This is a genomic window from Acinetobacter sp. X9, from assembly GCF_054889255.1.
This window is the reverse complement of the sequence record NZ_CM142679.1, coordinates 2576864-2598177: the sequence shown is the minus strand read 5'-3', so window position 1 is coordinate 2598177 and position 21314 is coordinate 2576864. Positions and strand designations below refer to the sequence as shown.

Below are 21314 nucleotides of genomic sequence, written 5' to 3'. Positions count from 1 at the left end.
AATTTTTTATTTAAATAATTTGTACGATGTACCAAGGAACTTGGTATACAAGCTTGGGGATGCGCGTTTCATGAGCCAGAATAACTTCGCATCAATTTGAGGAATGGTATACATCTCATCCTGATCAAGGCGATTAAGGGTTAATCTTGCAACATCATCACTTGTGGTCAGCGCATAGTTCATCAGTGCATGGTCTGCCAGCTTTGAATAGCGCCCCGGAATTCGACCATTTTTAATGATATTGGTAGGTACCAGCGTCGGGCAGAGCACGTTCACCTTAATGTTAAACTTACGCAGTTCGGCAGAAAGCGTTTCTGAAAGCGCACGCACACCCGCTTTAGTCACGTTATAAGCAGTCATTTCTGGGGCAGCCGTGTAAGATGCCGCAGATGCCACATTAATAATCGCGCCGTAACCTAACTTTTTAAACTTGGGAACAAATGCATGACAGCCATGAATAACTCCCCAAAGGTTAATATTCATGACCCAGTTCCAGTCTTCTAGGCTGAGTTCGTCAAATTTACCGCCTAAACCTACTCCAGCATTATTAATGACAAGAGTCACAGGATGCCCAAGTAAGATTTCAGCAGTTTCAGCGAGATGGTTAACCTGTTCAGCATTACCCACATCACAGCGCATAGCAAAAGCTTTTGCACCTTCTTGTTCAAGAAGTTTTACTGTTTCTTCAGCAGCTTCCAGATTAATATCTGCACACACTACGCTGCCACCACGTTTCGCAAGTTCAATTGCAAAACTTCTACCAATCCCACTGCCTGCACCCGTCACTACAGCATAAGCTTTTTGGCTTGGTTTAACTTTCTTTTTGCCAAATAAAATCATGATTCATCCATAAATAGCTTGAAGAGATACCAGCTACCTCTTTGATAGCTGGAAATGCAGGACGATTAAGACATGCGTACTGGTGGGGTAAATTCTTTAACAAAGTAAGGAGCAATTGCGCCGCCTTCGGTCAGCAATTTCTTTTTGTAATACTCAAGATATTCAGTTGTATCATGATCATTTGGATGAAAATCTGGGCGTAAGTAGTCAAGAATTTGACCAATCGTACTGCCGAAAACTCCATCTTTTGGACCAAAGATTAAGCCTACACCGCGACGAGCATCTTTCCAGAATTTCAAAGTCAGCATCTCTTGTGGCTTTCTTAACACAGGCACAAATAATGTAGTCGCAGGGATTAAACCTAAAATGGTAAATAACGCGAGGAAGAAACCAGACGCGCGTAGTGCATAGCTACCATTTAAAAGTTGATAGACATCGTAGGCAATATCTTTATGCTCAGATTCTTCAAGCATATGCCACATCCACAATGCACGGCTTTTCTCGTCATCTGAATAATAGAAGTTCTTTTCGTGCTTCATCATGTATTCAGCAAGTACCGCAGTAAAATGCTCAATACCTGCCATCATTGATAATTTGAGTGGCTGGGGAAACTTTAAGAAAACATACTTAAAGAAGTTTGAGCCAAGAAAACGATATAGCGCAACAGGATATTCAGCATCTTGAAGGGCATCGTTATATTCATTGTGCAATTTTGAGTGAATTGCTTCTTGGCCAATCAACGAAGTTACTCGCTGCTTTAATATTGGATCTTTGATAAATTCACGGTGATGGCGAGCGGTTTCAATCACCAGATCTTCACCGTAAGTTAAAAACACTGAGAGTGTGGCAAAAAACAAAGTAGCAAATTGATTGTCCATATAGAATCTGACATCAATTTCTTTACCATCAAAACCAATATTTAAATGTCTGATTGGAATTGAGCTTTTGCTAGCAAAATCTGGTAGCTCAATTTCACGCTGAAATTTAAGTTTGTTGAATGATTTTTTAACTGCGGTCGAGATCATGGCGACACCCTGAGGCAAAGTAGTGGTGCATTTTGATGAAAATCAATAAACTCAATGATCAACAAAGCACTGTAAAATTCCATTTTCAAAAACAGATAGTTCTCTGTATTGACTACGGTGTTGTTGCTCCGTTATTTGTTTGATTATTTGGCTGAATAACGGAAGAAGAACCGAGGCAGGCAAGAGCTGCTGAATGACTCTTCTTTAATTTTTTCATATTAATCTGACATTATGTTCGGATTCAATTCGGGTAAATTTTTAAATATATAAAAGTATTTTATAGACATTCTTTGTAATAATAATTTTAAATAAATTAGACTCATCTTTTTGAAAAATAATAAATTAAATTTATTCCTAATCTCTGGAAATAATAAATTAAAACATCAATTGATTGATAAATTGAGATCTGTTTTTCTCAGTTTTCTCACTTAAGTTTGACAACTATTCGGATTTTGTTTTTTTATTTCTACCTAGTCAGATTACATGCTAATCTGACTTTATGTTCGGATTATTAATTAGATCGTATGACTACGCGTAAACCACGTCAAACTCGAGCTAAAGTCACTGTCGACACAATTATTGAAGCAGGTTTTATTGCGGTGGCACTTCACGGACCGAGTGGAACCACGACACGTCATATCGCAGAAATTGCAGGGGTGAGTGTCGGGTCTTTATACGAATATTTTAAAAATAAAGAAGAAATTTATGATGCGATGAATCACTTTTTTGTTCGCGAAATTCTGGACATGATTACAGAGCTTACACCGACAATTTTACAGTTGGAGTTAGAGCCTGTCATCGAAATGATTTTTTATACTTTTAGTGATTTATTAAAGAAAAATAATGACCGTTATTTGACTGTTTTACGTTATGCAGGAGAGTTGCAGTACGACAAATACATTCCCAAAATTGAACAGGCTTTAATGGAAGTCATCATGAAATATATGATGCATAATCCAAAATACCTAAAAATCAATAATTTGCCTGTAATTACCTATATCTGTATTAATAGTGGAATTTTTAATGTCGCACGGCATCTTATTTTGCCCAACCCTTATATTAGTTTTGATGAAATGGTGCAGGGGCTAACTACTATGATCATGAGCTATATCAATACAGAGATGGCTCGTTCAGAAGAGCACTGATATAAGTCCAAGTAACGATAAAAAGCCCTCACATAAAGTTTATGTGAGGGCTTAATTGATTTTATGGCATGGTTGGAACTTCTTCAGGACGCATATCGAAAATCAAAATTTCGGCGTTATCACCATTGGTAAACGATAAGCTTCCACCTTCACGAATACGTGCAGCATCGCCGGTGTTAAAGGTTTTACCATTTACATCAACACGACCTTTAGCAACGTGTAGGTACACATATCGACCATCAGGAATCACAAAGTCAGCAGTTTCTTCACCATCAAAAAGACCTGAGTAAATATTAATATCTTGTTTGATCGATAAAGTTTTCTCGCCACCTTTTGGTGAGATGATCAAATGCAATTTACCGCGTTTGTCTGCTTCATCAATATGAACTTGTTGATAGCCTGGCTCTGTATTCACTTCATTTGGAACAACCCAAATTTGCAAGAAATGAACGCCTTCTTGAGCTGAGTGGTTAAATTCACTATGAGCAACACCACGACCTGCACTCATCAGCTGAATGTCACCCGGCACAATCACAGAGCCTGTACCCATCGAGTCTTTATGCTCTAATGCACCTTCAAGTACATAGGAAATAATTTCCATATTACGGTGAGGGTGAGTACCAAAGCCTTTAGATGGAGCAACGTTATCATCGTTAATTACAAGCAGATCCGAAAAACCAACTTGTTTAGGATCCCAATAGTTAGCAAATGAAAAGCTATGTTTTGATTGTAACCAACCATGATGTGCTGCACCACGCTCGTGAGATAAACGCATATCAAACATGATGTATTCTCCTGATTTAAATTTTTATCTGAGTACAGTTTATCGTAGCGTTTATTGGAATGAAGCTATGAAAATAGAAAGCTTGGTGCGATTTATAGAACGATGAAACTTGGACGTAATTTTGCTAGTCATCCAATAGCATCCATGGAGAAAATATTTTTAAATAAGATGAAGATTTCTTTGAGCTGAATTTTTACTTTAAAAGCTAAACATGCAACATAGAAATTAGTCGCTAAAGAAACAATTTTAAAGAAAAGTACATTAACGAAAATAGCTCCTTTTTATCTCATTTAAAGCTTAGCAAATAAAAAGAAATTTCAAGCCATATACACATTTGTCTATGCTCTATCTTTAAAATAACTTAAGAGTTAAAACCGATAAAAAGATAATATTAAAAATAACTAAAATAAGCTCTTATTAAATAAAGTTACTTTTCAATGGAAAAATTTAGTATTTATTAGGTTTTTTAATGATATTTTTAAAATAACTTTTATTTTCAATAATTTGAATAATGGTGTATTATTGTAAATAAATGTGAAAATATTCACAAAGCTATAATTTTTTGTTAAGATCATTAACATTAAAAACATAGAGATAATAATAATGATCAATAAAGTATTAATAGTGTTGTGTGTGGGTATTGTCTTTGTATTAGGGTATTGGGCTTATTTAGATACTCAAAATAAAAGACATCAAGAGCTAATGCAGATCATACAAGAAGCTGAAAAAAACCTGCAAAGTATCGAACGAAATCCGAATCATGCTCATCACAGCAATTTAGCTTCTTTTCATATGCAACAATATATAGGCGAGAAAAAAATTATTTTCTAGCAATAACGAGCTATAAATTTCTAACTTTTTACAGTGTCATTGGTCATATCTTTTCATAAATTTTGATCATGTTTCTGTTGAATCTGTTAAACTTATTGAACGTATAGTAAAAAAGCTGCATAGGGGTTATGCAGCTTTTTTGTGTTTCAAGAGGGGCTGTGGTTGTTTGCTATGTATAAAGCTAGAAATCAAATGAGTGGCATATTTGTTGCTTCTTAAATTTGAGATTCTTGTTTATAGGACTGAACAGAAAAACAATATTGTTCAGCGACCTACATAGACGTAAATATTCCACAGTTCAGATTTTGCATAGAGGCTACTTATGGCGGCGCCCAATTCTTCGGCAGGCTGGTTAGAGCGTTTATTTAAGCTAAGCGACAATAAAACCACTTTCCGAACTGAAGTTCTTGCTGGTGTAACTACATTCTTAACGATGTGTTACATCATTATTGTCAATCCACTCATTTTATCTGAAACCGGCATGGATCATGGTGCCGTATTCGTTGCAACCTGTTTGGCAGCAGCAATCGGATGTTTAGTAATGGGGATCATTGCTAATTATCCGATCGCACTGGCCCCTGGTATGGGTTTAAACGCTTACTTTACCTACTCGGTTTGTATGGGAATGGGCGTGCCATGGCAAACAGCTTTAGCCGCTGTTTTTGTTTCAGGCCTTGTCTTTCTTGCAATTAGCTTCTTTAAAATTCGTGAAGCGATTGTTAATGCGATTCCAATGTCACTTAAGTTTGCAATCGGCGGTGGTATTGGTTTGTTCCTAGCGCTGATTGCACTAAAAAATGCTGGAATCATTGTTGATAACCAAGCGACATTAGTCGGTTTGGGCGATATCAAACAGCCTACAGTATTATTAGCGCTATTCGGATTTTTAATGATTGTGGTTTTACACCAATTAAAAGTTCGTGGCGCAATCATTATTAGTATTTTAGTTGTTACGGCCATCGCTACTGCTTTAGGTTTAAATGAATTTAAGGGTGTAGTGGGTCAAATTCCTTCAATTGCACCAACATTCATGCAAATGGACTTTGAAGGTCTATTTACTGCAAGTATGGTCGGCGTCATTTTCGTATTCTTTATCGTCGACTTGTTTGACAGTACAGGTACTTTGGTTGGTGTTTCACACCGTGCAGGTCTTTTACAAGACGGTAAATTACCTCGTTTGAAGAAAGCATTATTTGCAGACTCTACTGCAATCGTTGCAGGTGCCGCATTAGGTACATCTTCAACTACACCATATATCGAATCAGCTTCAGGTGTAGCAGCAGGCGGACGTACTGGTTTAACTGCTGTTGTGGTTGCAGTCTTATTTATCTGCTGTTTATTTTTAGCACCTCTTGCTCAATCTGTACCAGGTTTTGCAACGGCGCCAGCTTTATTGTTCATTGGTGTGTTGATGATCCAAGGAATCACTCACATTGATTGGGATGATATTACTGAAGCTGTTCCAGCATTTTTAACCATTGTATTTATGCCATTCACCTATTCAATTGCTGATGGTATTGCAATGGGCTTTATTAGCTATGCATTAGTTAAATTATTCACGGGTAAGGCAAAAACTGTACCGTACATGGTATGGATTATTGCTGCGCTTTGGGTATTTAAATTTATCGCGTTTGGCGGTTAATATGATTTTTTATAATTTTCTTCTTGAGCTATCTTAGACATAGTTTTCAATAAGAAGAAAATTATAAAAGGGTGTGATTTTGACCACACCCTTTTTTCTTTAGACGTGGAGTTAATATGAATCAAGTCGAGCTGATTCGCGCCTTACCAAAAGCCGAATTGCATGTACATATTGAAGGGACTTTCGAACCTGAATTAATGTTTGCAATTGCCCAGCGCAATCAGATTCAGATTCCTTACAAATCTGTTGAAGAAGTAAAGCAAGCTTATAACTTTCATAATCTTCAATCCTTCTTAGATATTTACTATGCTGGCGCGAATGTTCTTGTACATGAACAAGACTTTTATGATTTAGCGTGGGCCTATTTTGAGAAATGTGCTGAAGATCATGTCGTTCATACAGAAATGTTCTTTGATCCGCAAACCCACACAGACCGTGGTGTTGCGTTCTCAACTGTGATTAATGGTTTAAAGCGCGCTTGTGCAGATGCCAAAGCTAAGTTTGGTATTAGCTCTCAACTGATTATGTGTTTCTTACGTCATTTAAGTGAAGAAGCTGCATTTGAAACACTTGAGCAGGCTTTACCATTTAAACAAGACATTATTGCAGTTGGCCTTGATTCAAGTGAAGTAGGGCATCCACCAGCTAAATTTGAACGTGTGTTTGCTAAGGCGCGTGAAGAAGGCTTCTTAATCGTGGCTCATGCTGGTGAAGAAGGTCCACCTGAATATGTATGGGAAGCTTTAGATCTACTTAAAGTGAATCGTATTGATCATGGTGTGCGTTCTGAAGAGGATGAACAATTAATGACGCGTTTAATTAATGAAAAAATGCCATTAACGGTTTGTCCTTTAAGTAATTTAAAGCTATGTGTTGTTAAGGATATGAAAGATCACAATATCCGCCGTCTTTTACAAAAAGGCGTACATGTGACGGTTAACTCAGATGATCCTTCATATTTTGGTGGATATATGAATGATAATTTCTTTGCCATCCAGCAAGCATTAGACTTAAACAATGATGAGTTGAAACAACTCGCAATTAATTCTTTTGAGGCTTCTTTCATTTCAGATGAAGAGAAACAAAAGTGGATTGCAGAAATCCAAAAAATCTAAATAAAAAAACCGCCTGTGATAGGCGGTTTTTTTATACATCAGGTTTATTTAGGCTGTTTAGTCATACTATTTAAAATATTGTCTTTATCAATAAAGTGATGTTTTAAAGCTGCTAGTACATGCCCAACAATGAGAAAACCAGCAAACCAAGAAATATAAATATGTAATGGTTTAACAACAGCTAAAAGCTCTGGGTTATCTTGCACTAAACGCGGAATTTCAAATAAATATAAAACAGGAGCAGGGTGACCAGCACTCCAACTAAACAAGCAACCAGTGACAGGTAAAGCCACTAAAATTACATAAAGGAATAGATGACCAACGTGTGCCAGAGTTTTCATCATCGGTGACATAGTGTCAGGTAGTTTTGGAGCTGGATGTGTATAGCGCCATAAAATCCGGATAATCACTAAAAAGATAATGGTGGTTGCAATATTCTTGTGCAACGTAATCACATCACCTTTAAAGCTGCCATCAACGTCATAGCTTAAAAAATTTCCACTATAAAAGCCAATAACCCATGCGACGATGAAAATGATTGCCATCACCCAATGCAGAATTTGTGCGGTACGGGTGTAATACTGAGAGGAAGCAGCAGGCATAAAAGACCCTTTTTTTGTCGTTTTGATTTTTGATTTTAGGGGAAAGCACAGATTTTGAGAAATGTTTTAAATGTGACAGAGCGTGCTAAAAACAGAACGTTTTACCCCAAAAAAAGCTTTTGATGGGCTGAATTTCGCTCGGCAAAATAGTTTGCATAAATGCATCAAATTATTTGTTTCTTCTAAAGTTGAGTTTAGGCACAATACGCGCTGCCAACGTTCAATCAAAGGAAAAAATGATGAAAAAATTGATGCTCGCTCTAGCACCAGTTGTTTTAGCTTTAACAGCATGTGCAACAACTACAGGCACTGGTACAGGTGCTGCTTCTGCACAAACCACAACTCAACAATTGGGAGTTGCTGCGTTAAAGGTTGCTGTAAATGCGAAATGTATTACAGAGATTAATAATGTCGCAGCTTGGAAAACAGCAACAAAATATATGACTGCTGAGCAACGTGATAGCATCCAAACCAATGTATGTGGTTGTGTGAGTGAAAAGGCTCCAAACAGTGTGACAGCTGTAGAATTAGCGGCTGCTGCACTTGATGTAAATACACGTGCTACAATCGTAAACCAAGTGGTTTCTAAAACTGTAAATGCTTGTGTGGCAGAAGCTTTACAAAAGTAATTAATGATTTTGTATTAAAGAAGGCTGATTATATTGATCAGCCTCTTTTATTTAAAGGTAGTGAGTCGATGTTTATTGCTGGTGTAGATGAGGCGGGACGGGGGCCTTTAGTAGGTTCGGTTGTGGCAGCGGCCGTTATTTTAGATCCGAATAATCCAATTTTAGGATTAAATGATTCTAAAAAATTAACTGAAAAGAAACGTGAAAAGTTGTTTATTGAAATACAAGAAAAAGCCTTAGCTTGGTCAATTGCTGAAGCAACACATGCTGAAATTGATGAGCTAAATATTTTACAGGCAACTTTTTTGGCTATGCAGCGCGCTGTTGATGGCTTAAAAACTCAACCTCAAAAAGTGATTGTCGATGGTAATCAAATTCCTAAAGGAATTATTATTCCTTGTGAAGCCATTGTTGGTGGGGACGCAAGCCATGCTGAAATTAGTGCAGCAAGTATCTTGGCAAAAGTGACACGAGATCGACAAATGGCGGAATTAGATCAGCAATATCCGTTATTTGGTTTTGCCAAACATAAAGGATATCCAACCAAAGCACATTTTGAAGCGATTGCCGTGCATGGTGTGATTGATCAGCATCGTCGTAGTTATGCACCTGTTAAACGTGCGTTAGGTCTATAAATACAACCACTTAAAAAATTTAAAGCGACTATAAAGTCGCTTTAATTAGGGAGAGAACAACTTCATACTAACGATTGAAGTTTTTCTGTGCATAATTATCATCTTCATAAGAAACTTGATAATCTTGATCAAGATGTTGAAGGTGTTCATGCATTGCACGTTCATGTTGAATACGTTGATAAATTTCTTCGCGATGAACAGAAACCTCTTTTGGTGCATTCACACCAATACGAACTTGGTTTCCTTTGACGCCAAGCACAGTAACACTGACTTGATCCCCAATCATTAATGTTTCCCCGACACGGCGGGTCAGAATCAGCATGTTTATCTCCTTGCTAAACGCTTAAAACTGCAATATTGGTACCCAAATAAAAAGCTCAACCTCAGTTTTCAGTCAGATTCTAACAGAAATATGAGAACAAAGTCATATTTTGATAATCTCTGCCAAAAAACTTTCCGTTTAATATAACAGAGCCGCTATAAAAAAAACTATAGCGGCTCTGTGTTTTCTTTGATTATTGTCGGACAAGTAAACATTTTTTAATGAATTCTTGACCGGTTGGTAAAATTAAGCGCGAGCGCTGCTTTCACCATGTTCACGATCCAAACCAAAAGCGGTATGTAAGCAGCGAACAGCAAGTTCAAGATATTTCTCGTCGATAATCACAGAAACTTTAATTTCAGAAGTTGAAATCATAAGAATATTGATACCTTCATCAGCAAGGGCAGTGAACATTTTGCTCGCTACACCTGCGTGTGAACGCATACCTACACCAACGATAGACACTTTAACGATATCATCACGTGTTGAAACTTCACGTGCGCCAATATTTTTAGCAGTTTCGTTTAAGATTTTTTCAGCTTTCGCTAAATCAACACGGTTTACAGTGAAAGTGAAATCTGTTGTGCCATCTTCTTCAACATTTTGCACTATCATATCGACTTCGATATTGGCATCACTTACTGGTGATAAGATTTTAGAAGCAATGCCTGGTTCATCAGGTACACCTAAAATCGTTAATTTTGCTTCGTCACGGTTAAAAGCAATACCTGCAATAATTGGCTGTTCCATAGTATCTTCTGCCTCAGTAGTAATGAGTGTACCAACATTTTCTTTAAATTCGTCGTCAAAAACGCCGTCGTCGTCATTATCAAAGCTTGATAATACACGTAAAGGAACTTGATATTTCCCGGCAAACTCTACTGAGCGAATTTGTAAAACTTTAGAACCTAATGATGCCATTTCTAGCATTTCTTCAAAAGAAATACGGTCGATTTTTTTGGCTTTAGGAGCAACGCGAGGGTCAGTGGTGTAAACACCATCTACATCAGTGTAAATCTGGCATTCGTCAGCTTTTAAAGCAGCAGCAAGAGCAACACCAGAAGTATCTGAACCACCTCGACCTAGTGTTGTGGTATTTCCATTAGCATCAAAGCCTTGGAAACCAGCAACCACAATAACACGGCCTGCATCTAGGTCATTGGTCATGACATCTGTATCAATAGACTCGATACGCGCCTTGGTAAATGCACTGTCAGTTTTAATACCGACTTGACGTCCGGTATAGGATTTAGCTTCCACACCAATCGAATTAAGTGCCATAGCTAACATGGAAATCGTCACCTGTTCACCGGTTGAAACCATTTGGTCTAACTCACGTGGGTCAGGTGTTTCGGTAATGGCTTTAGCGAGAGCAAGTAAGCGGTTTGTTTCACCACTCATTGCAGATACGACCACAACAACCTTGTGACCGTGATCATGCCAACGCTTCACACGACGAGCAACATTTAAAATGCGCTCGGGGGTACCCATAGAAGTACCGCCATATTTTTGAACGATTAATGCCATAGTTGTTCCATATAAGCCATGACCCTGAGAGGCTTTTCAGGGTCAGTTACACAAAAAGTGAAGTCTTATTTTTGTTCAAGCCATGCAGGCAATGCTGCGATAACTTGTCCAAACTTCTCGTTAAGTGGCGCGCCACCTTGTGCTAAGTCAGGTTTACCACCACCTTTACCACCTAACTCGGTTGCTAGATGTTTGATGATGTCACCTGCTTTTAGAGTTGCAGTGTATTGTGATGCAACTGAAGCAAGTAAGCTGACTTTGTCACCCTCTACACCAGCTAACACAATCACTGCATTCTCTAATTTCGATTTAACACTGTCGTGTAAGTTGCGAAGTGATTTTGCATCTACACCTTGAACAGTGGTAATAAGCGTTTGACGACCAGCAATGGTTTGTACCTGATCAATCAATTCTGACGCTTGGAAGTTTGCCAATTTCTGATTGAGCTGTTCAATCTGCTTTTGTAATGCAGAAACCAATTCAACATTGGCTTGTACACGCTCAACAGTTTGGTCTTTCTGTGCTTTTAATAAGCCATTAATGTGCTGGATATCAGCATCAGTTTTTTGTACTACATCTAGCGCTTTAGTACCTGTAACAGCTTCAATACGACGTACACCAGCAGCTACACCACCTTCAGAAGTGATTTTGAATAAACCAATATCACCTGTACGTTTAACGTGGATACCACCACAAAGTTCAATTGAGAAGTTTTTCTCATCAATAATTGAACCCATAGAAAGTACACGTACTTCATCACCATATTTTTCACCAAACAACATCATGGCACCTTTAGCTTTTGCAGCTTCGATATCAAGAAGTTCGGTTGTTACAGCACTATTTGCAATAATTTCTGCATTCACTAAGCGCTCAACTTGTTGTAACTGTTCAAAAGCTACAGGTTGGTCATTAGCAAAGTCGAAACGTAAGATATCGCTTGCAACTAAAGAACCTTTTTGTTGTACATGTGAGCCTAAGATTTGACGAAGGGCAGCATGTAATAAGTGAGTTGCAGAGTGGTTACGTGCAGTTGCTTCACGAATTTCTGCTTTAACAATCGCTTCAACGTTTTGATCTGCTTTAAGGCTACCAACGGTCACAATACCTTGATGAACAAAGGCACCGCCTGACTTTTTAGTATCTTGAACTTCAAAAATACCAGTTTCGTTTTTGAAGATACCAGTATCACCAATCTGACCACCACTTTCAGCATAGAAAGGAGTTTGGTTTAAAACGATAAGCGCTTCATCACCTTCAGAAACTTCTTCAACTTGTACGCCATCTTTATAGATCGCTACAATTTGACCTTGACCAGTGGTGTTGATGTAACCATCAAACTGAGTTTCGCCTTCAACTTTTACAATGTTGTTGTAGTCGACTGCAAACTTACCAGCATCACGAGCACGTTGACGCTGTGCTGCCATTTCTACTTCAAAACCAGCTTCATCAATAATAAAGTCACGTTCACGTGCAATATCAGCAGTTAAGTCTGTCGGGAAGCCGTAAGTGTCGTAAAGTTTAAATACAGTGGCACCAGGAATCGTCTTATCTTTTAATTGAGCAAGCTCACCTTCAAGTAGTTTTAAGCCTTGCTCAAGTGTTTTAGCAAACTGTTCTTCTTCACGAATTAAAGTTGCTTCAATCACATCTTTACGAGCTGCAAGCTCTGGATATGCATCACCCATAACTTCAATTAAAGGTTGCAACATTTTGTAGAAGAACGTACCAGTTGCACCAAGTTTATTTCCGTGACGAACAGCACGACGGATAATACGGCGAAGTACATAACCGCGACCTTCATTACTTGGATTTACACCATCAGCAATGAGGAAACAGCATGAACGCGCATGGTCTGCAACAACACGTAAAGACGGCTGACCTTGGTCTTCAATACCGATAATATTGGCAGCAGCTTTTAATAAATGTTGGAACAGGTCAATATCGTAGTTTGAATTAACATGTTGTAATACAGCAGAGATACGCTCTAAGCCCATACCTGTATCAACAGATGGAGCAGGAAGTGGGTGAAGCACGCCATCAGCAGTACGGTTAAACTGCATGAAAACGTTGTTCCAGATTTCAATGAAACGGTCACCGTCTTCTTCAGGTGAGCCTGGTAAACCACCCCAAATGTGATCACCATGGTCAAAGAAAATCTCAGAACATGGACCACATGGGCCAGTATCACCCATTGCCCAGAAGTTATCAGATGCGTATTTTTCGCCTTTATTATCACCAATACGGATAATACGTTCTGGCGCTAAACCGATTTCTTTGTTCCAGATGTCGTAAGCTTCGTCATCGGTATGGTAAACCGTGGCATAAAGTTTATCTTTTGGTAAAGCAAGCCATTGTTCGCTGGTTAAAAATTCCCATGCGAATTTAAGCGCATCACGTTTGAAATAATCACCGAATGAGAAATTACCTAACATTTCAAAGAATGTATGGTGACGTGCGGTGTAACCAACGTTATCTAAGTCATTGTGTTTACCGCCAGCGCGTACACATTTTTGAGATGTAGTTGCACGCACATAGTCACGTTTCTCAAGACCTAAAAAGCAGTCTTTAAACTGGTTCATCCCAGCATTTGTAAATAATAAAGTTGGGTCGTTGGCAGGAACAAGAGAACTCGACGCGACACGTGTATGCCCTTGCGTTTCAAAGTAGCGCAAAAATGCTTCACGAATTTCAGCAGATGTCATTAAACGAGTACTCACAACCAAGTCACTCCATATTTTCGAATTTGGCTAAATGTATCAATGCCTGTTTGTTTTATGCCAAACCTTAGCATGTGATACGGGGCTTATTTTTTAAAAACGCTAAATTGTAGCGGAAAAACCCCACCGAACCAACGATTTTAAAAGGAATATCTTACAAAACTGTGATTTGGCTAAAAATCTATATTCAATTGGCCTTGACGTGCTTTACTATATGCCTTCTTTACTTTGTAGTTTTGTTGATAAGGATAGGTCATGCAACGTATCGCCATTAATGGGTTTGGTCGGATTGGACGTAATGTTTTACGCGCCTGGTTCGAGAGCCCAAAACAATTTCATTTTGAAATCGTGGCGATTAACGATATAGCAGATGTCCAGACATTAGTACATTTATTTAAATATGATTCTACGCACGGCCGTTTCAATGGAAATGTAGATATATTCATTGAAAATGAAAAAGTTTTTTTGAATATTCAGTCAAATCAACGAACGTTAAAAGTTGAGGTTTTAAAGCAGAAACAACCTGAACTTTTACCATGGTCTAGTTTAGATATTGATGTGGTACTTGAGTGTACGGGACTGTTCCGTTCTCATGCGGATGCAACACGTCATCTACAAGCAGGGGCGAAACGGGTCATTATTGGGGCGGCACCTTTTGATCATGTCGATGCAGCCATTGTTTATGGTGTGAACCATAATGAAGTCAAAGTGACTGATCAGATCATATCAAGCGTTTCATGTACTACGCAGGCTTTGGTTCCATTAGTAAAAATCATTGATGATGCTTTTGGTATTGAAACTGCACTTATGACAGAAATTCATGCAGTAACAGCAGATCAATCTGTACTTGATCACGCACATCGTGATTTACGTCGTGCTAGAGCTTCAGGGCAAAATATTATCCCGACCACATCTAGTGCACTCGGCGCATTAAAGCGTGTTATGCCTAAAATGGAAGACCGTATTGATGGTTATTCAATTCGTGTACCGACTATTAATGTGGCAGCAATTGACTTAACTTTTATCGCGCAATCTCCAATTACTGTGCATCACATTAATGAAATACTAATTAAAGCATCTCAAACAGACTATGCAGAAATTATGGCGGTAACAGATGAGCCATTAGTTTCGAGTGATTTCAATCATTCACCTTATTCACTCATTGTTGATTTAACTCAGACGATGGTTGTTGGCCATCAAGCTAAAGTATTCGCTTGGTACGATAATGAATGGGGCTATGCAAATCGTTTATTGGATCTGTGTGATTCTTTCTAAATTTAAAATACCTTAAGAAAGCTATTCAAAGATTAAATTTAGTTAACTGGCAACCAGGTGATAGTTCAGATATTGGCCCATTCTTTGGTCGAAGAACTTTTGCCTATGATGTGAGTGAATGAGAATAAAGTATTGAATATTATTATTAATTCATGAAATCTTCTTTTTGACTTTAGAGTTTATTAAGAAAGATTTATGCAAATTGTCAGGTGCATGGCACAAAGTATCATGCTACACTAAGAGAAATCGGGTGTGTTCCCGATTTTTTTATGTGGGGTCGTTCCACGTTGATCAGATTTTAGGCTTGAAATATGACCATTTCAGAGACATGGTTGCTGCCTGACGGGGTAGCAGATGTATTGCCGGAACAGGCGCAAGTCATTGAAAAACTTCGCCGTGAAGCTTTAGATTTCCTCGCGGTACGAGGTTATCAATTGGTATATACACCATTTATCGAATACATCGAATCGTTGTCTTCATTATCAGAATCAAATCAAGACTTAGATTTAGTAACTTTTAAGGTCATTGATCAGCTCTCAGGCCGTTTACTCGGTGTTCGTGCTGATATGACGCCACAAGTTGCACGTATCGATGCACATGTAAGACCAGTTGAAGGCGTTGCACGTTACTGTTATTCAGGGACTGTATTACATACTAAACCACAAAATTTCAATGCCACACGTGCACCTCTACAATTAGGTGCAGAGTTATACGGGCATGACAGTATCGAAGCTGATGTCGAAATGGTCGATGTTATGCTGGGGTTGATCGAGAACATCTATACTTTACAAGGCGCGCATTTAGATTTGGGTCATGTAGGGTTGTTCCGCAGTTTAGTAAAATGTGCTGGACTGTCAAAAAATGAAGAGCATGAGCTTTCAGATCTTTATCAAAGAAAAGCGTTACCAGAGTTAGCTGAATTTACTCAAAACCTCAATATGGGTTCTGATTTCTATGCACTTGGCCGTTATTCTAGTGATTTAGAAGCATTGCAGGCGAATTTAAGTGCAAACATCTTACAAGATGCTGAATTTAAGTCAGCATTAGATGCACTTAAAACAACACTTGCGCAAATTAAAGGCCGTTGGCCAAATCTCAATATCGGTATTGATGTTGTAGAGCTACGTAGTTATCACTATCACACTGGCTTAATGTATGCGGTCTATGCACCGAATCGCGCTGCGCCCTTAGCACAGGGTGGTCGTTATGATGGCATTGGCGAGCACTTTGGCCGCGCACGTCCTGCTACTGGCTTTAGTTGTGATTTATATGCCCTAGGTGCAAATCAGTTCGCCGAAATCGAAACTGTTGTTGCTCCAAAAGGCTCAGAACAGGATTTACTCTCAGCAATTTCGAATGCACGTGCTCAAGGTTTACGTGTAGTTCAATTGTTAGGTAATGATGATTTAAGTTCTATTCCATATGCGACCCATCAACTCGTGTCGCAAAATGGACAATGGAATATTGAAAAGATTTAATCGCCAACGGTAAATTTTTACTGGTGGTTTCCAATTTTAACAGCATGATGTAATGAGGCTATTATGGGCAAAAATGTTGTGGTACTTGGTACCCAATGGGGCGACGAAGGTAAAGGTAAAATCGTCGACCTGCTCACAGATCAGGCGGCTGCGGTAGTACGTTATCAAGGCGGACATAACGCAGGTCATACTCTTGTCGTAGGTGGTAAAAAGACTGTATTGCACCTCATTCCATCAGGCATTTTACGTGAAAACGTATTGTGCTTAATTGGTAATGGTGTAGTACTGTCACCAGCCGCGTTAATTGAAGAAATGGGAATTTTGGAAGCAGAAGGTGTTCCTGTTAAAGAACGTCTACGTATTTCTCCAAACTGTCCACTCATTTTGCCTAACCATATTGCACTTGATCAGGCACGTGAGAAGAAACGTGGTAATGCTAAAATCGGTACTACAGGTCGTGGTATTGGTCCTGCATACGAAGATAAAGTGGCTCGCCGTGCAGTGCGTGTTGCTGACCTTGTTCGTGGTGGTGCAGCGTTAGAAGAAAAACTTCAAGAAATGCTTGAGTTACATAACTTCCAATTAACTCAGTTCTACGGTGTAGAAGCTGTTAAATTTGAAGATGTATTGGCTCTTTGCAACCAATGGCGTGAAGTGCTTGCTCCATTAGTGATTGACGTTACTAAAGTGTTGCATGACTATCGCAAAGAAGGTAAGGCTGTAATGTTTGAGGGAGCTCAAGGCTCACTTCTAGACATCGACCACGGTACTTATCCGTATGTTACAAGTTCAAATACAACTGCTGGTGGCGTAAGCTCTGGTTCAGGTATGGGGCCTTTACATCTTGATTATGTATTAGGTATTACTAAAGCTTATACAACACGTGTAGGTGCTGGTCCATTCCCAACTGAATTGGTTTACGATGCAGCTGCTGATTCTGGTGATCCGATTGGTAAACACCTAGGTACAGTTGGTCATGAATTTGGTGCTTCTACTGGCCGTCAACGTCGTTGTGGTTGGTTTGATGCTGAAATTCTTCGCCGTTCTGTAGATGTAAACTCACTTTCAGGTATTTGCTTAACTAAACTTGACGTTTTAGATGGTTTGGAAGAAGTAAAAATCTGTGTAGGTTATGAAAATACAGATTCAGGTTGTGTAGGTTCTTCAGATGCGGTTTCTTTTGAATGCTTGAAGCCAATCTATGAAACTATGCCTGGTTGGAGCGAGTCGACTGTTGGTTTAACTAGTATCGATCAATTACCAGCAAATGCTTTGGCTTATGTTAAGCGTATTGAACAATTAATCGAATGTCCGATTGATATCGTTTCAACTGGTCCAGATCGTGCAGAAACAATTGTTTTACGTCATCCATTCTCTGCTTAATTAGCAAAGATTAAAAAGGCCTCCTGAAAGGAGGCTTTTTTTATACCCGACTAAAGTGCAGTTTTCGTTTTATTAGATTCAGATTAAAAACGTTATATATAGATAAGGAAGGATGGGCTCAGGATGAAGCTGCAACCAACTATTTCAAAAACAATTTTTTATTCTTTTTTATTTGCTATTGGTGGTTCACCCACGCTGGCGATGTTGGTTATTTATGGACAGGAGTATCATGAAGATTTCTTTATGACTGCTTTTATGAGCTTGTCGGTTTTGTTCGCATGTGTGTTAATTCCTGTTGTACTCATACAAAATAGTTATTTACTCTGGAAACGGGAAAGTCCTAATCTTGAAGAGAAAGTTAAAACCTTAAGTCATGTTTATCTGGGTTTAAATGTAATCTGTTTAATTTTCTGGATTTATTTGATGACTTTATCTACTTGATCGTTACATAAATACTATGATCATGGAGAAATGAGACATTCAAAGCATGAGTGGTATTTCTTATAATAAGTGCAAAAGAATAAACAGCTTTTTATCGATTTAGGTGATCCGTGTTATGAATAAAAAACTCTTTTTAAGCTTGTGTGCAGCAAGTGTGATGACCATTTCTGGCTGTGCAACAGTAGCGGACATGGCTGGTGCAGATACTGCAACCTTAAATGCTCAATCTGCTCAAGGTTTTAATAAGATGGTGCAGGAAGCACGTGGTAAGGGTGCTCTCGATACAAGCTCTAGTACATATAACCGTATTAATGCTGTATTCAACCGTTTAAAACCATATGCTAACCAGATGAATCAGACTGGTCAACCATTTAGCTGGCAATTAGCGGTGTTGAAATCAGATACGATTAATGCTTACGTTGCACCTGGTGGCAAAGTAGTGTTCTATACAGGTATTGTGAATAAATTGAACCTGACAGATGCTGAAATTGCAGCTGTTATGGGACATGAAATGACACATGCTTTAGAAGAGCATGCAAAAAGTAAAATCGGTGCACAAGCTTTAACTGATTTAGCTCTAGGTATCGGTTTAAGCTATGCGGGTAATAATGTAGGCCAGCTTGGTACTGCTGCTGCTCAGTTAGGTACACAAGTGGGTGTGGGCTTACCATATTCTCGTAGCTTGGAAAGTCGTGCTGACCAAGGTGGTTTAATGTTGATGGCGCGTGCAGGCTATAATCCAAATGCAGCGATTACGCTTTGGGAAAAAATGAATAAGCTTGAAGGTGGCGGTGGTTCATCCTTCTTGTCTACTCACCCATCTAACTCACAACGTATTGGTGATATGCGTAAAAACTTACCTGCGGCAATGGCAGTTTATAATAGCCGTAAATAAGATGTAAATTTTGTATAGGTAAAGAAAACGGATGCTTAAGCATCCGTTTTTTATTTAAGGAGCAGGGTTGGGCTGTTGAGTATGGATGGCCTCAATACCTTTTAGAACTTCACTTGGTAATTCAATCTCAAATGCCTGAATATTTTCTTTGAGTTGATCTAAATTAGTGGCACCAATAATTGTGCTGGTCACAAAGAACTGTTGTTTAATAAAAGCTAAGGCCATCTGAGTTAAGCTTAGTCCATGCTTTTCTGCTAGCTGTGCATATTGTTCAGTTGCCCACTCACTTTGAGGGTTACTGTAGCGGCTAAAGCGAGGGAATAGTGTCACACGAGCATTAGCGGGACGTGCACCATTTCTAAACTTGCCAGTTAGGTAACCAAAAGCCAGAGGAGAGTAGGCGAGCAAGCCGACATCCTCATATTTAGCAATTTCTGACATACCTATTTCATAAGTGCGGTTAAGCAGGCTATATGGGTTTTGAACACTTACAAATTTACTGACACCTAGCTTTTCGGCCAAATGTAAAAATTTCATGGTGCCCCACGGGGTTTCATTTGATAAACCAATATAGCGAATGCGCCCGCGATTAATCTCTTCTTGTAGGGCAAGTAATGTTTCTTCTAGAGGTGTTGTGTCGTAATCATTTTCAGCTTGCTGATTGCCATAAGCGAGCGTACCAAAAAAGTTGGTATGACGTTCAGGCCAATGCAGTTGATAAAGGTCGATATAGTCCGTTTGGAGGCGTTTAAGTGATCCATCTAGGGCTTTAGCAATATGGTCACTGTTAAAGCGTGTATTGCCTTCTCGGATGTGTGTTCCTCCAAAGCCCGGACCTGCAATTTTAGATGCGAGAAAGACTTTGTCACGTTGTCCATGCTGGGCAAACCAATTGCCAATAATCGTTTCAGTTGCTCCATAAGTTTCAGGTTTTGGTGGAACAGAATACATCTCTGCCGTATCCCAAAAATATAAGCCATGCGCCAAGGCGTAATTGAGTTGTTCAAAAGCTTCTTGTTGGGAGTTTTGCTCACCAAATGTCATGGTGCCTAAACAAATTTCTGGAAGTTTAAGGCCTGTGCGACTAAGTGGGTTAAATTGCATACAGCGGAATCCTTGGAAATTTTGAGTTAGCCTAACGGAGAATATGTATTCAACTTAAATCATAAAATTAGAATAGTTTGTAAGTTTTGTGTATTAACTCATTGTTGCATATAAAAAAAGCAAACCGAAGTTTGCTTTTTATTAAAAATTTAATGAATATTATTCTTCATCGTCGTAGTCTTCATCAGAAACAGTGTTTTCTTCTAATGATGCATCAAAAATAAGAATGGCTTTACCATCAGTTTGGATCATACCTTGATCTTCTAAGGTTTTGAGTACACGACCAACCATCTCACGTGAACATCCAACAATACGGCCAATTTCTTGACGAGTAATACGAATTTGACGACCATTCGGCAAAATCATTGCTTCTGGTTGAGAAGATAGATCGATTAAGCAACGTGCAATACGACCAGACACATCAATGAACGCAAGATCTGTCATTTTACGAGTCGTATTTTTTAGACGGCGAACTAATTGTGCAAAAACAGCATAGCTTAAGTCTGGGTATTGTTTGCTAAGTTCGTGGAAGTTGTCATAAGAGATCTCTGCAATTTCACAGACATCACGAGTTCGAACTTCGGCTGTACGTTGAGGGTTCGGTTCGAAAAGCCCCATTTCCCCAAAGAAATCGCCCGGATTTAAATACGCAACAACAATTTCACGTTCGTCATCTTCACGCAAAATAATTGAAACTGAGCCTTTTAAAATTAAATATAAAGATTTTGACTCTGTTCCGGCATCAACAATTGTGGTTCGTTTTGGATATCTGTTGATGTGAGCACGTTTTAACAATGCTTTAACGGATTCAGGTAGTTGCCCCGGAGATAAAGCATCTGTGCTGAGTTGTGAAAAATTTGAAGTCATGCTTAATATGTTCCGAATAGGGTAAACAATTCACACAAGCTCGAGATGAGCTATTAC

Annotated in this window: 20 protein-coding genes; 11 read left to right on the top strand and 9 right to left on the bottom strand. The window is 38.8% G+C overall.

What is annotated here, in order from left to right:
• Window positions 1-6: 6 nt before the first annotated feature.
• Entirely contained in the window at window positions 7-840 is an 834-nt protein-coding gene (locus ACYU0V_RS12405) for an SDR family NAD(P)-dependent oxidoreductase (RefSeq protein WP_017386375.1), read from the bottom strand.
• 65 nt (window positions 841-905) lie between these two features.
• Window positions 906-1865, bottom strand: a complete 960-nt coding sequence (locus ACYU0V_RS12400; protein WP_005070390.1) for a metal-dependent hydrolase — start codon at window positions 1863-1865, stop codon at window positions 906-908.
• 524 nt (window positions 1866-2389) lie between these two features.
• On the opposite strand from ACYU0V_RS12400, the gene ACYU0V_RS12395 reads away from it, so the two are divergent.
• A complete protein-coding gene (locus ACYU0V_RS12395; RefSeq protein WP_002163161.1) occupies window positions 2390-3010 on the top strand; it encodes a TetR/AcrR family transcriptional regulator in 621 nt (206 codons plus the stop codon).
• A gap of 61 nt (window positions 3011-3071) precedes the next feature.
• Here the strand turns inward: ACYU0V_RS12395 and ACYU0V_RS12390 are convergent, their stop codons facing one another.
• Window positions 3072-3794, bottom strand: a complete 723-nt coding sequence (locus ACYU0V_RS12390; RefSeq protein ID WP_014206180.1) for a pirin family protein — start codon at window positions 3792-3794, stop codon at window positions 3072-3074.
• Between the two features lie 603 nt (window positions 3795-4397).
• Here ACYU0V_RS12390 and ACYU0V_RS12385 point away from each other — a divergent pair.
• From ACYU0V_RS12385 to ACYU0V_RS12375, 3 genes are all read left to right on the top strand, one after another.
• A complete protein-coding gene (locus ACYU0V_RS12385) occupies window positions 4398-4625 on the top strand; it encodes a hypothetical protein (protein ID WP_002163179.1) in 228 nt (75 codons plus the stop codon).
• A gap of 322 nt (window positions 4626-4947) precedes the next feature.
• Entirely contained in the window at window positions 4948-6267 is a 1320-nt protein-coding gene (locus tag ACYU0V_RS12380) for an NCS2 family permease (RefSeq protein WP_005070381.1), read from the top strand.
• 116 nt (window positions 6268-6383) lie between these two features.
• A complete protein-coding gene (locus ACYU0V_RS12375; protein WP_017403116.1) occupies window positions 6384-7382 on the top strand; it encodes an adenosine deaminase in 999 nt (332 codons plus the stop codon).
• A gap of 44 nt (window positions 7383-7426) precedes the next feature.
• Here the strand turns inward: ACYU0V_RS12375 and ACYU0V_RS12370 are convergent, their stop codons facing one another.
• Window positions 7427-7984, bottom strand: coding sequence for a cytochrome b (locus tag ACYU0V_RS12370; RefSeq protein ID WP_005076999.1), 558 nt, complete (start codon window positions 7982-7984; stop codon window positions 7427-7429).
• 239 nt (window positions 7985-8223) lie between these two features.
• On the opposite strand from ACYU0V_RS12370, the gene ACYU0V_RS12365 reads away from it, so the two are divergent.
• Window positions 8224-8613 (top strand): hypothetical protein, encoded by a 390-nt coding sequence (locus ACYU0V_RS12365; RefSeq protein ID WP_005076998.1) that lies wholly within the window; start codon window positions 8224-8226, stop codon window positions 8611-8613.
• Window positions 8614-8681: 68 nt separating this feature from the next.
• Window positions 8682-9248: a ribonuclease HII gene (gene rnhB, locus ACYU0V_RS12360; protein WP_002163155.1), complete on the top strand. Its 567-nt coding sequence runs from the start codon at window positions 8682-8684 to the stop codon at window positions 9246-9248.
• A 67-nt stretch (window positions 9249-9315) separates the two neighbouring features.
• On the opposite strand, the gene csrA is transcribed toward rnhB, so the two are convergent.
• The 3 genes from csrA to alaS all read right to left on the bottom strand — a co-directional run bounded on the left by csrA (window position 9316) and on the right by alaS (window position 13799).
• Window positions 9316-9570: a carbon storage regulator CsrA gene (gene csrA, locus ACYU0V_RS12355; RefSeq protein ID WP_000906487.1), complete on the bottom strand. Its 255-nt coding sequence runs from the start codon at window positions 9568-9570 to the stop codon at window positions 9316-9318.
• Window positions 9571-9816: 246 nt separating this feature from the next.
• On the bottom strand, window positions 9817-11097 hold the full coding sequence (locus ACYU0V_RS12350; RefSeq protein ID WP_002115333.1) for an aspartate kinase: 1281 nt from the start codon (window positions 11095-11097) through the stop codon (window positions 9817-9819).
• A 65-nt stretch (window positions 11098-11162) separates the two neighbouring features.
• Window positions 11163-13799 (bottom strand): alanine--tRNA ligase, encoded by a 2637-nt coding sequence (gene alaS, locus ACYU0V_RS12345; protein WP_461849942.1) that lies wholly within the window; start codon window positions 13797-13799, stop codon window positions 11163-11165.
• 270 nt (window positions 13800-14069) lie between these two features.
• Between alaS and ACYU0V_RS12340 the strand changes: the two genes are divergently transcribed.
• The 5 genes from ACYU0V_RS12340 (at window position 14070) to ACYU0V_RS12320 (ending at window position 19286) form a co-directional block, all read left to right on the top strand.
• The gene (locus ACYU0V_RS12340; RefSeq protein WP_005076995.1) at window positions 14070-15089 is read left to right on the top strand and encodes a type I glyceraldehyde-3-phosphate dehydrogenase; all 1020 of its coding nucleotides are present in this window, start codon (window positions 14070-14072) and stop codon (window positions 15087-15089) included.
• Window positions 15090-15400: 311 nt separating this feature from the next.
• Window positions 15401-16567, top strand: a complete 1167-nt coding sequence (locus tag ACYU0V_RS12335; RefSeq protein WP_014206187.1) for an ATP phosphoribosyltransferase regulatory subunit — start codon at window positions 15401-15403, stop codon at window positions 16565-16567.
• Between the two features lie 63 nt (window positions 16568-16630).
• On the top strand, window positions 16631-17950 hold the full coding sequence (locus tag ACYU0V_RS12330) for an adenylosuccinate synthase (RefSeq protein WP_002121613.1): 1320 nt from the start codon (window positions 16631-16633) through the stop codon (window positions 17948-17950).
• A 123-nt stretch (window positions 17951-18073) separates the two neighbouring features.
• Window positions 18074-18391, top strand: coding sequence for a hypothetical protein (locus tag ACYU0V_RS12325; RefSeq protein WP_002121533.1), 318 nt, complete (start codon window positions 18074-18076; stop codon window positions 18389-18391).
• Between the two features lie 115 nt (window positions 18392-18506).
• The gene (locus ACYU0V_RS12320; RefSeq protein WP_002121572.1) at window positions 18507-19286 is read left to right on the top strand and encodes a M48 family metallopeptidase; all 780 of its coding nucleotides are present in this window, start codon (window positions 18507-18509) and stop codon (window positions 19284-19286) included.
• A gap of 54 nt (window positions 19287-19340) precedes the next feature.
• Here ACYU0V_RS12320 and ACYU0V_RS12315 read toward each other — a convergent pair whose 3' ends face one another.
• Entirely contained in the window at window positions 19341-20390 is a 1050-nt protein-coding gene (locus ACYU0V_RS12315; protein ID WP_063098424.1) for an NADP(H)-dependent aldo-keto reductase, read from the bottom strand.
• A 159-nt stretch (window positions 20391-20549) separates the two neighbouring features.
• On the bottom strand, window positions 20550-21257 hold the full coding sequence (gene crp / locus ACYU0V_RS12310; protein ID WP_032004029.1) for a cAMP-activated global transcriptional regulator CRP: 708 nt from the start codon (window positions 21255-21257) through the stop codon (window positions 20550-20552).
• Window positions 21258-21314: the final 57 nt, after the last annotated feature.

Bases quoted from the DNA above. Each gene is read 5' to 3' on its own strand.
- ACYU0V_RS12405 (WP_017386375.1), bottom strand. From the start codon at position 840: ATGATTTTATTTGGCAAAAAGAAAGTTAAACCAAGCCAAAAAGCTTAT.
- ACYU0V_RS12400 (WP_005070390.1), bottom strand. From the start codon at position 1,865: ATGATCTCGACCGCAGTTAAAAAATCATTCAACAAACTTAAATTTCAG.
- ACYU0V_RS12395 (WP_002163161.1), top strand. From the start codon at position 2,390: ATGACTACGCGTAAACCACGTCAAACTCGAGCTAAAGTCACTGTCGAC.
- ACYU0V_RS12390 (WP_014206180.1), bottom strand. From the start codon at position 3,794: ATGTTTGATATGCGTTTATCTCACGAGCGTGGTGCAGCACATCATGGT.
- ACYU0V_RS12385 (WP_002163179.1), top strand. From the start codon at position 4,398: ATGATCAATAAAGTATTAATAGTGTTGTGTGTGGGTATTGTCTTTGTA.
- ACYU0V_RS12380 (WP_005070381.1), top strand. From the start codon at position 4,948: ATGGCGGCGCCCAATTCTTCGGCAGGCTGGTTAGAGCGTTTATTTAAG.
- ACYU0V_RS12375 (WP_017403116.1), top strand. From the start codon at position 6,384: ATGAATCAAGTCGAGCTGATTCGCGCCTTACCAAAAGCCGAATTGCAT.
- ACYU0V_RS12370 (WP_005076999.1), bottom strand. From the start codon at position 7,984: ATGCCTGCTGCTTCCTCTCAGTATTACACCCGTACCGCACAAATTCTG.
- ACYU0V_RS12365 (WP_005076998.1), top strand. From the start codon at position 8,224: ATGAAAAAATTGATGCTCGCTCTAGCACCAGTTGTTTTAGCTTTAACA.
- rnhB (WP_002163155.1), top strand. From the start codon at position 8,682: ATGTTTATTGCTGGTGTAGATGAGGCGGGACGGGGGCCTTTAGTAGGT.
- csrA (WP_000906487.1), bottom strand. From the start codon at position 9,570: ATGCTGATTCTGACCCGCCGTGTCGGGGAAACATTAATGATTGGGGAT.
- ACYU0V_RS12350 (WP_002115333.1), bottom strand. From the start codon at position 11,097: ATGGCATTAATCGTTCAAAAATATGGCGGTACTTCTATGGGTACCCCC.
- alaS (WP_461849942.1), bottom strand. From the start codon at position 13,799: ATGACATCTGCTGAAATTCGTGAAGCATTTTTGCGCTACTTTGAAACG.
- ACYU0V_RS12340 (WP_005076995.1), top strand. From the start codon at position 14,070: ATGCAACGTATCGCCATTAATGGGTTTGGTCGGATTGGACGTAATGTT.
- ACYU0V_RS12335 (WP_014206187.1), top strand. From the start codon at position 15,401: ATGACCATTTCAGAGACATGGTTGCTGCCTGACGGGGTAGCAGATGTA.
- ACYU0V_RS12330 (WP_002121613.1), top strand. From the start codon at position 16,631: ATGGGCAAAAATGTTGTGGTACTTGGTACCCAATGGGGCGACGAAGGT.
- ACYU0V_RS12325 (WP_002121533.1), top strand. From the start codon at position 18,074: ATGAAGCTGCAACCAACTATTTCAAAAACAATTTTTTATTCTTTTTTA.
- ACYU0V_RS12320 (WP_002121572.1), top strand. From the start codon at position 18,507: ATGAATAAAAAACTCTTTTTAAGCTTGTGTGCAGCAAGTGTGATGACC.
- ACYU0V_RS12315 (WP_063098424.1), bottom strand. From the start codon at position 20,390: ATGCAATTTAACCCACTTAGTCGCACAGGCCTTAAACTTCCAGAAATT.
- crp (WP_032004029.1), bottom strand. From the start codon at position 21,257: ATGACTTCAAATTTTTCACAACTCAGCACAGATGCTTTATCTCCGGGG.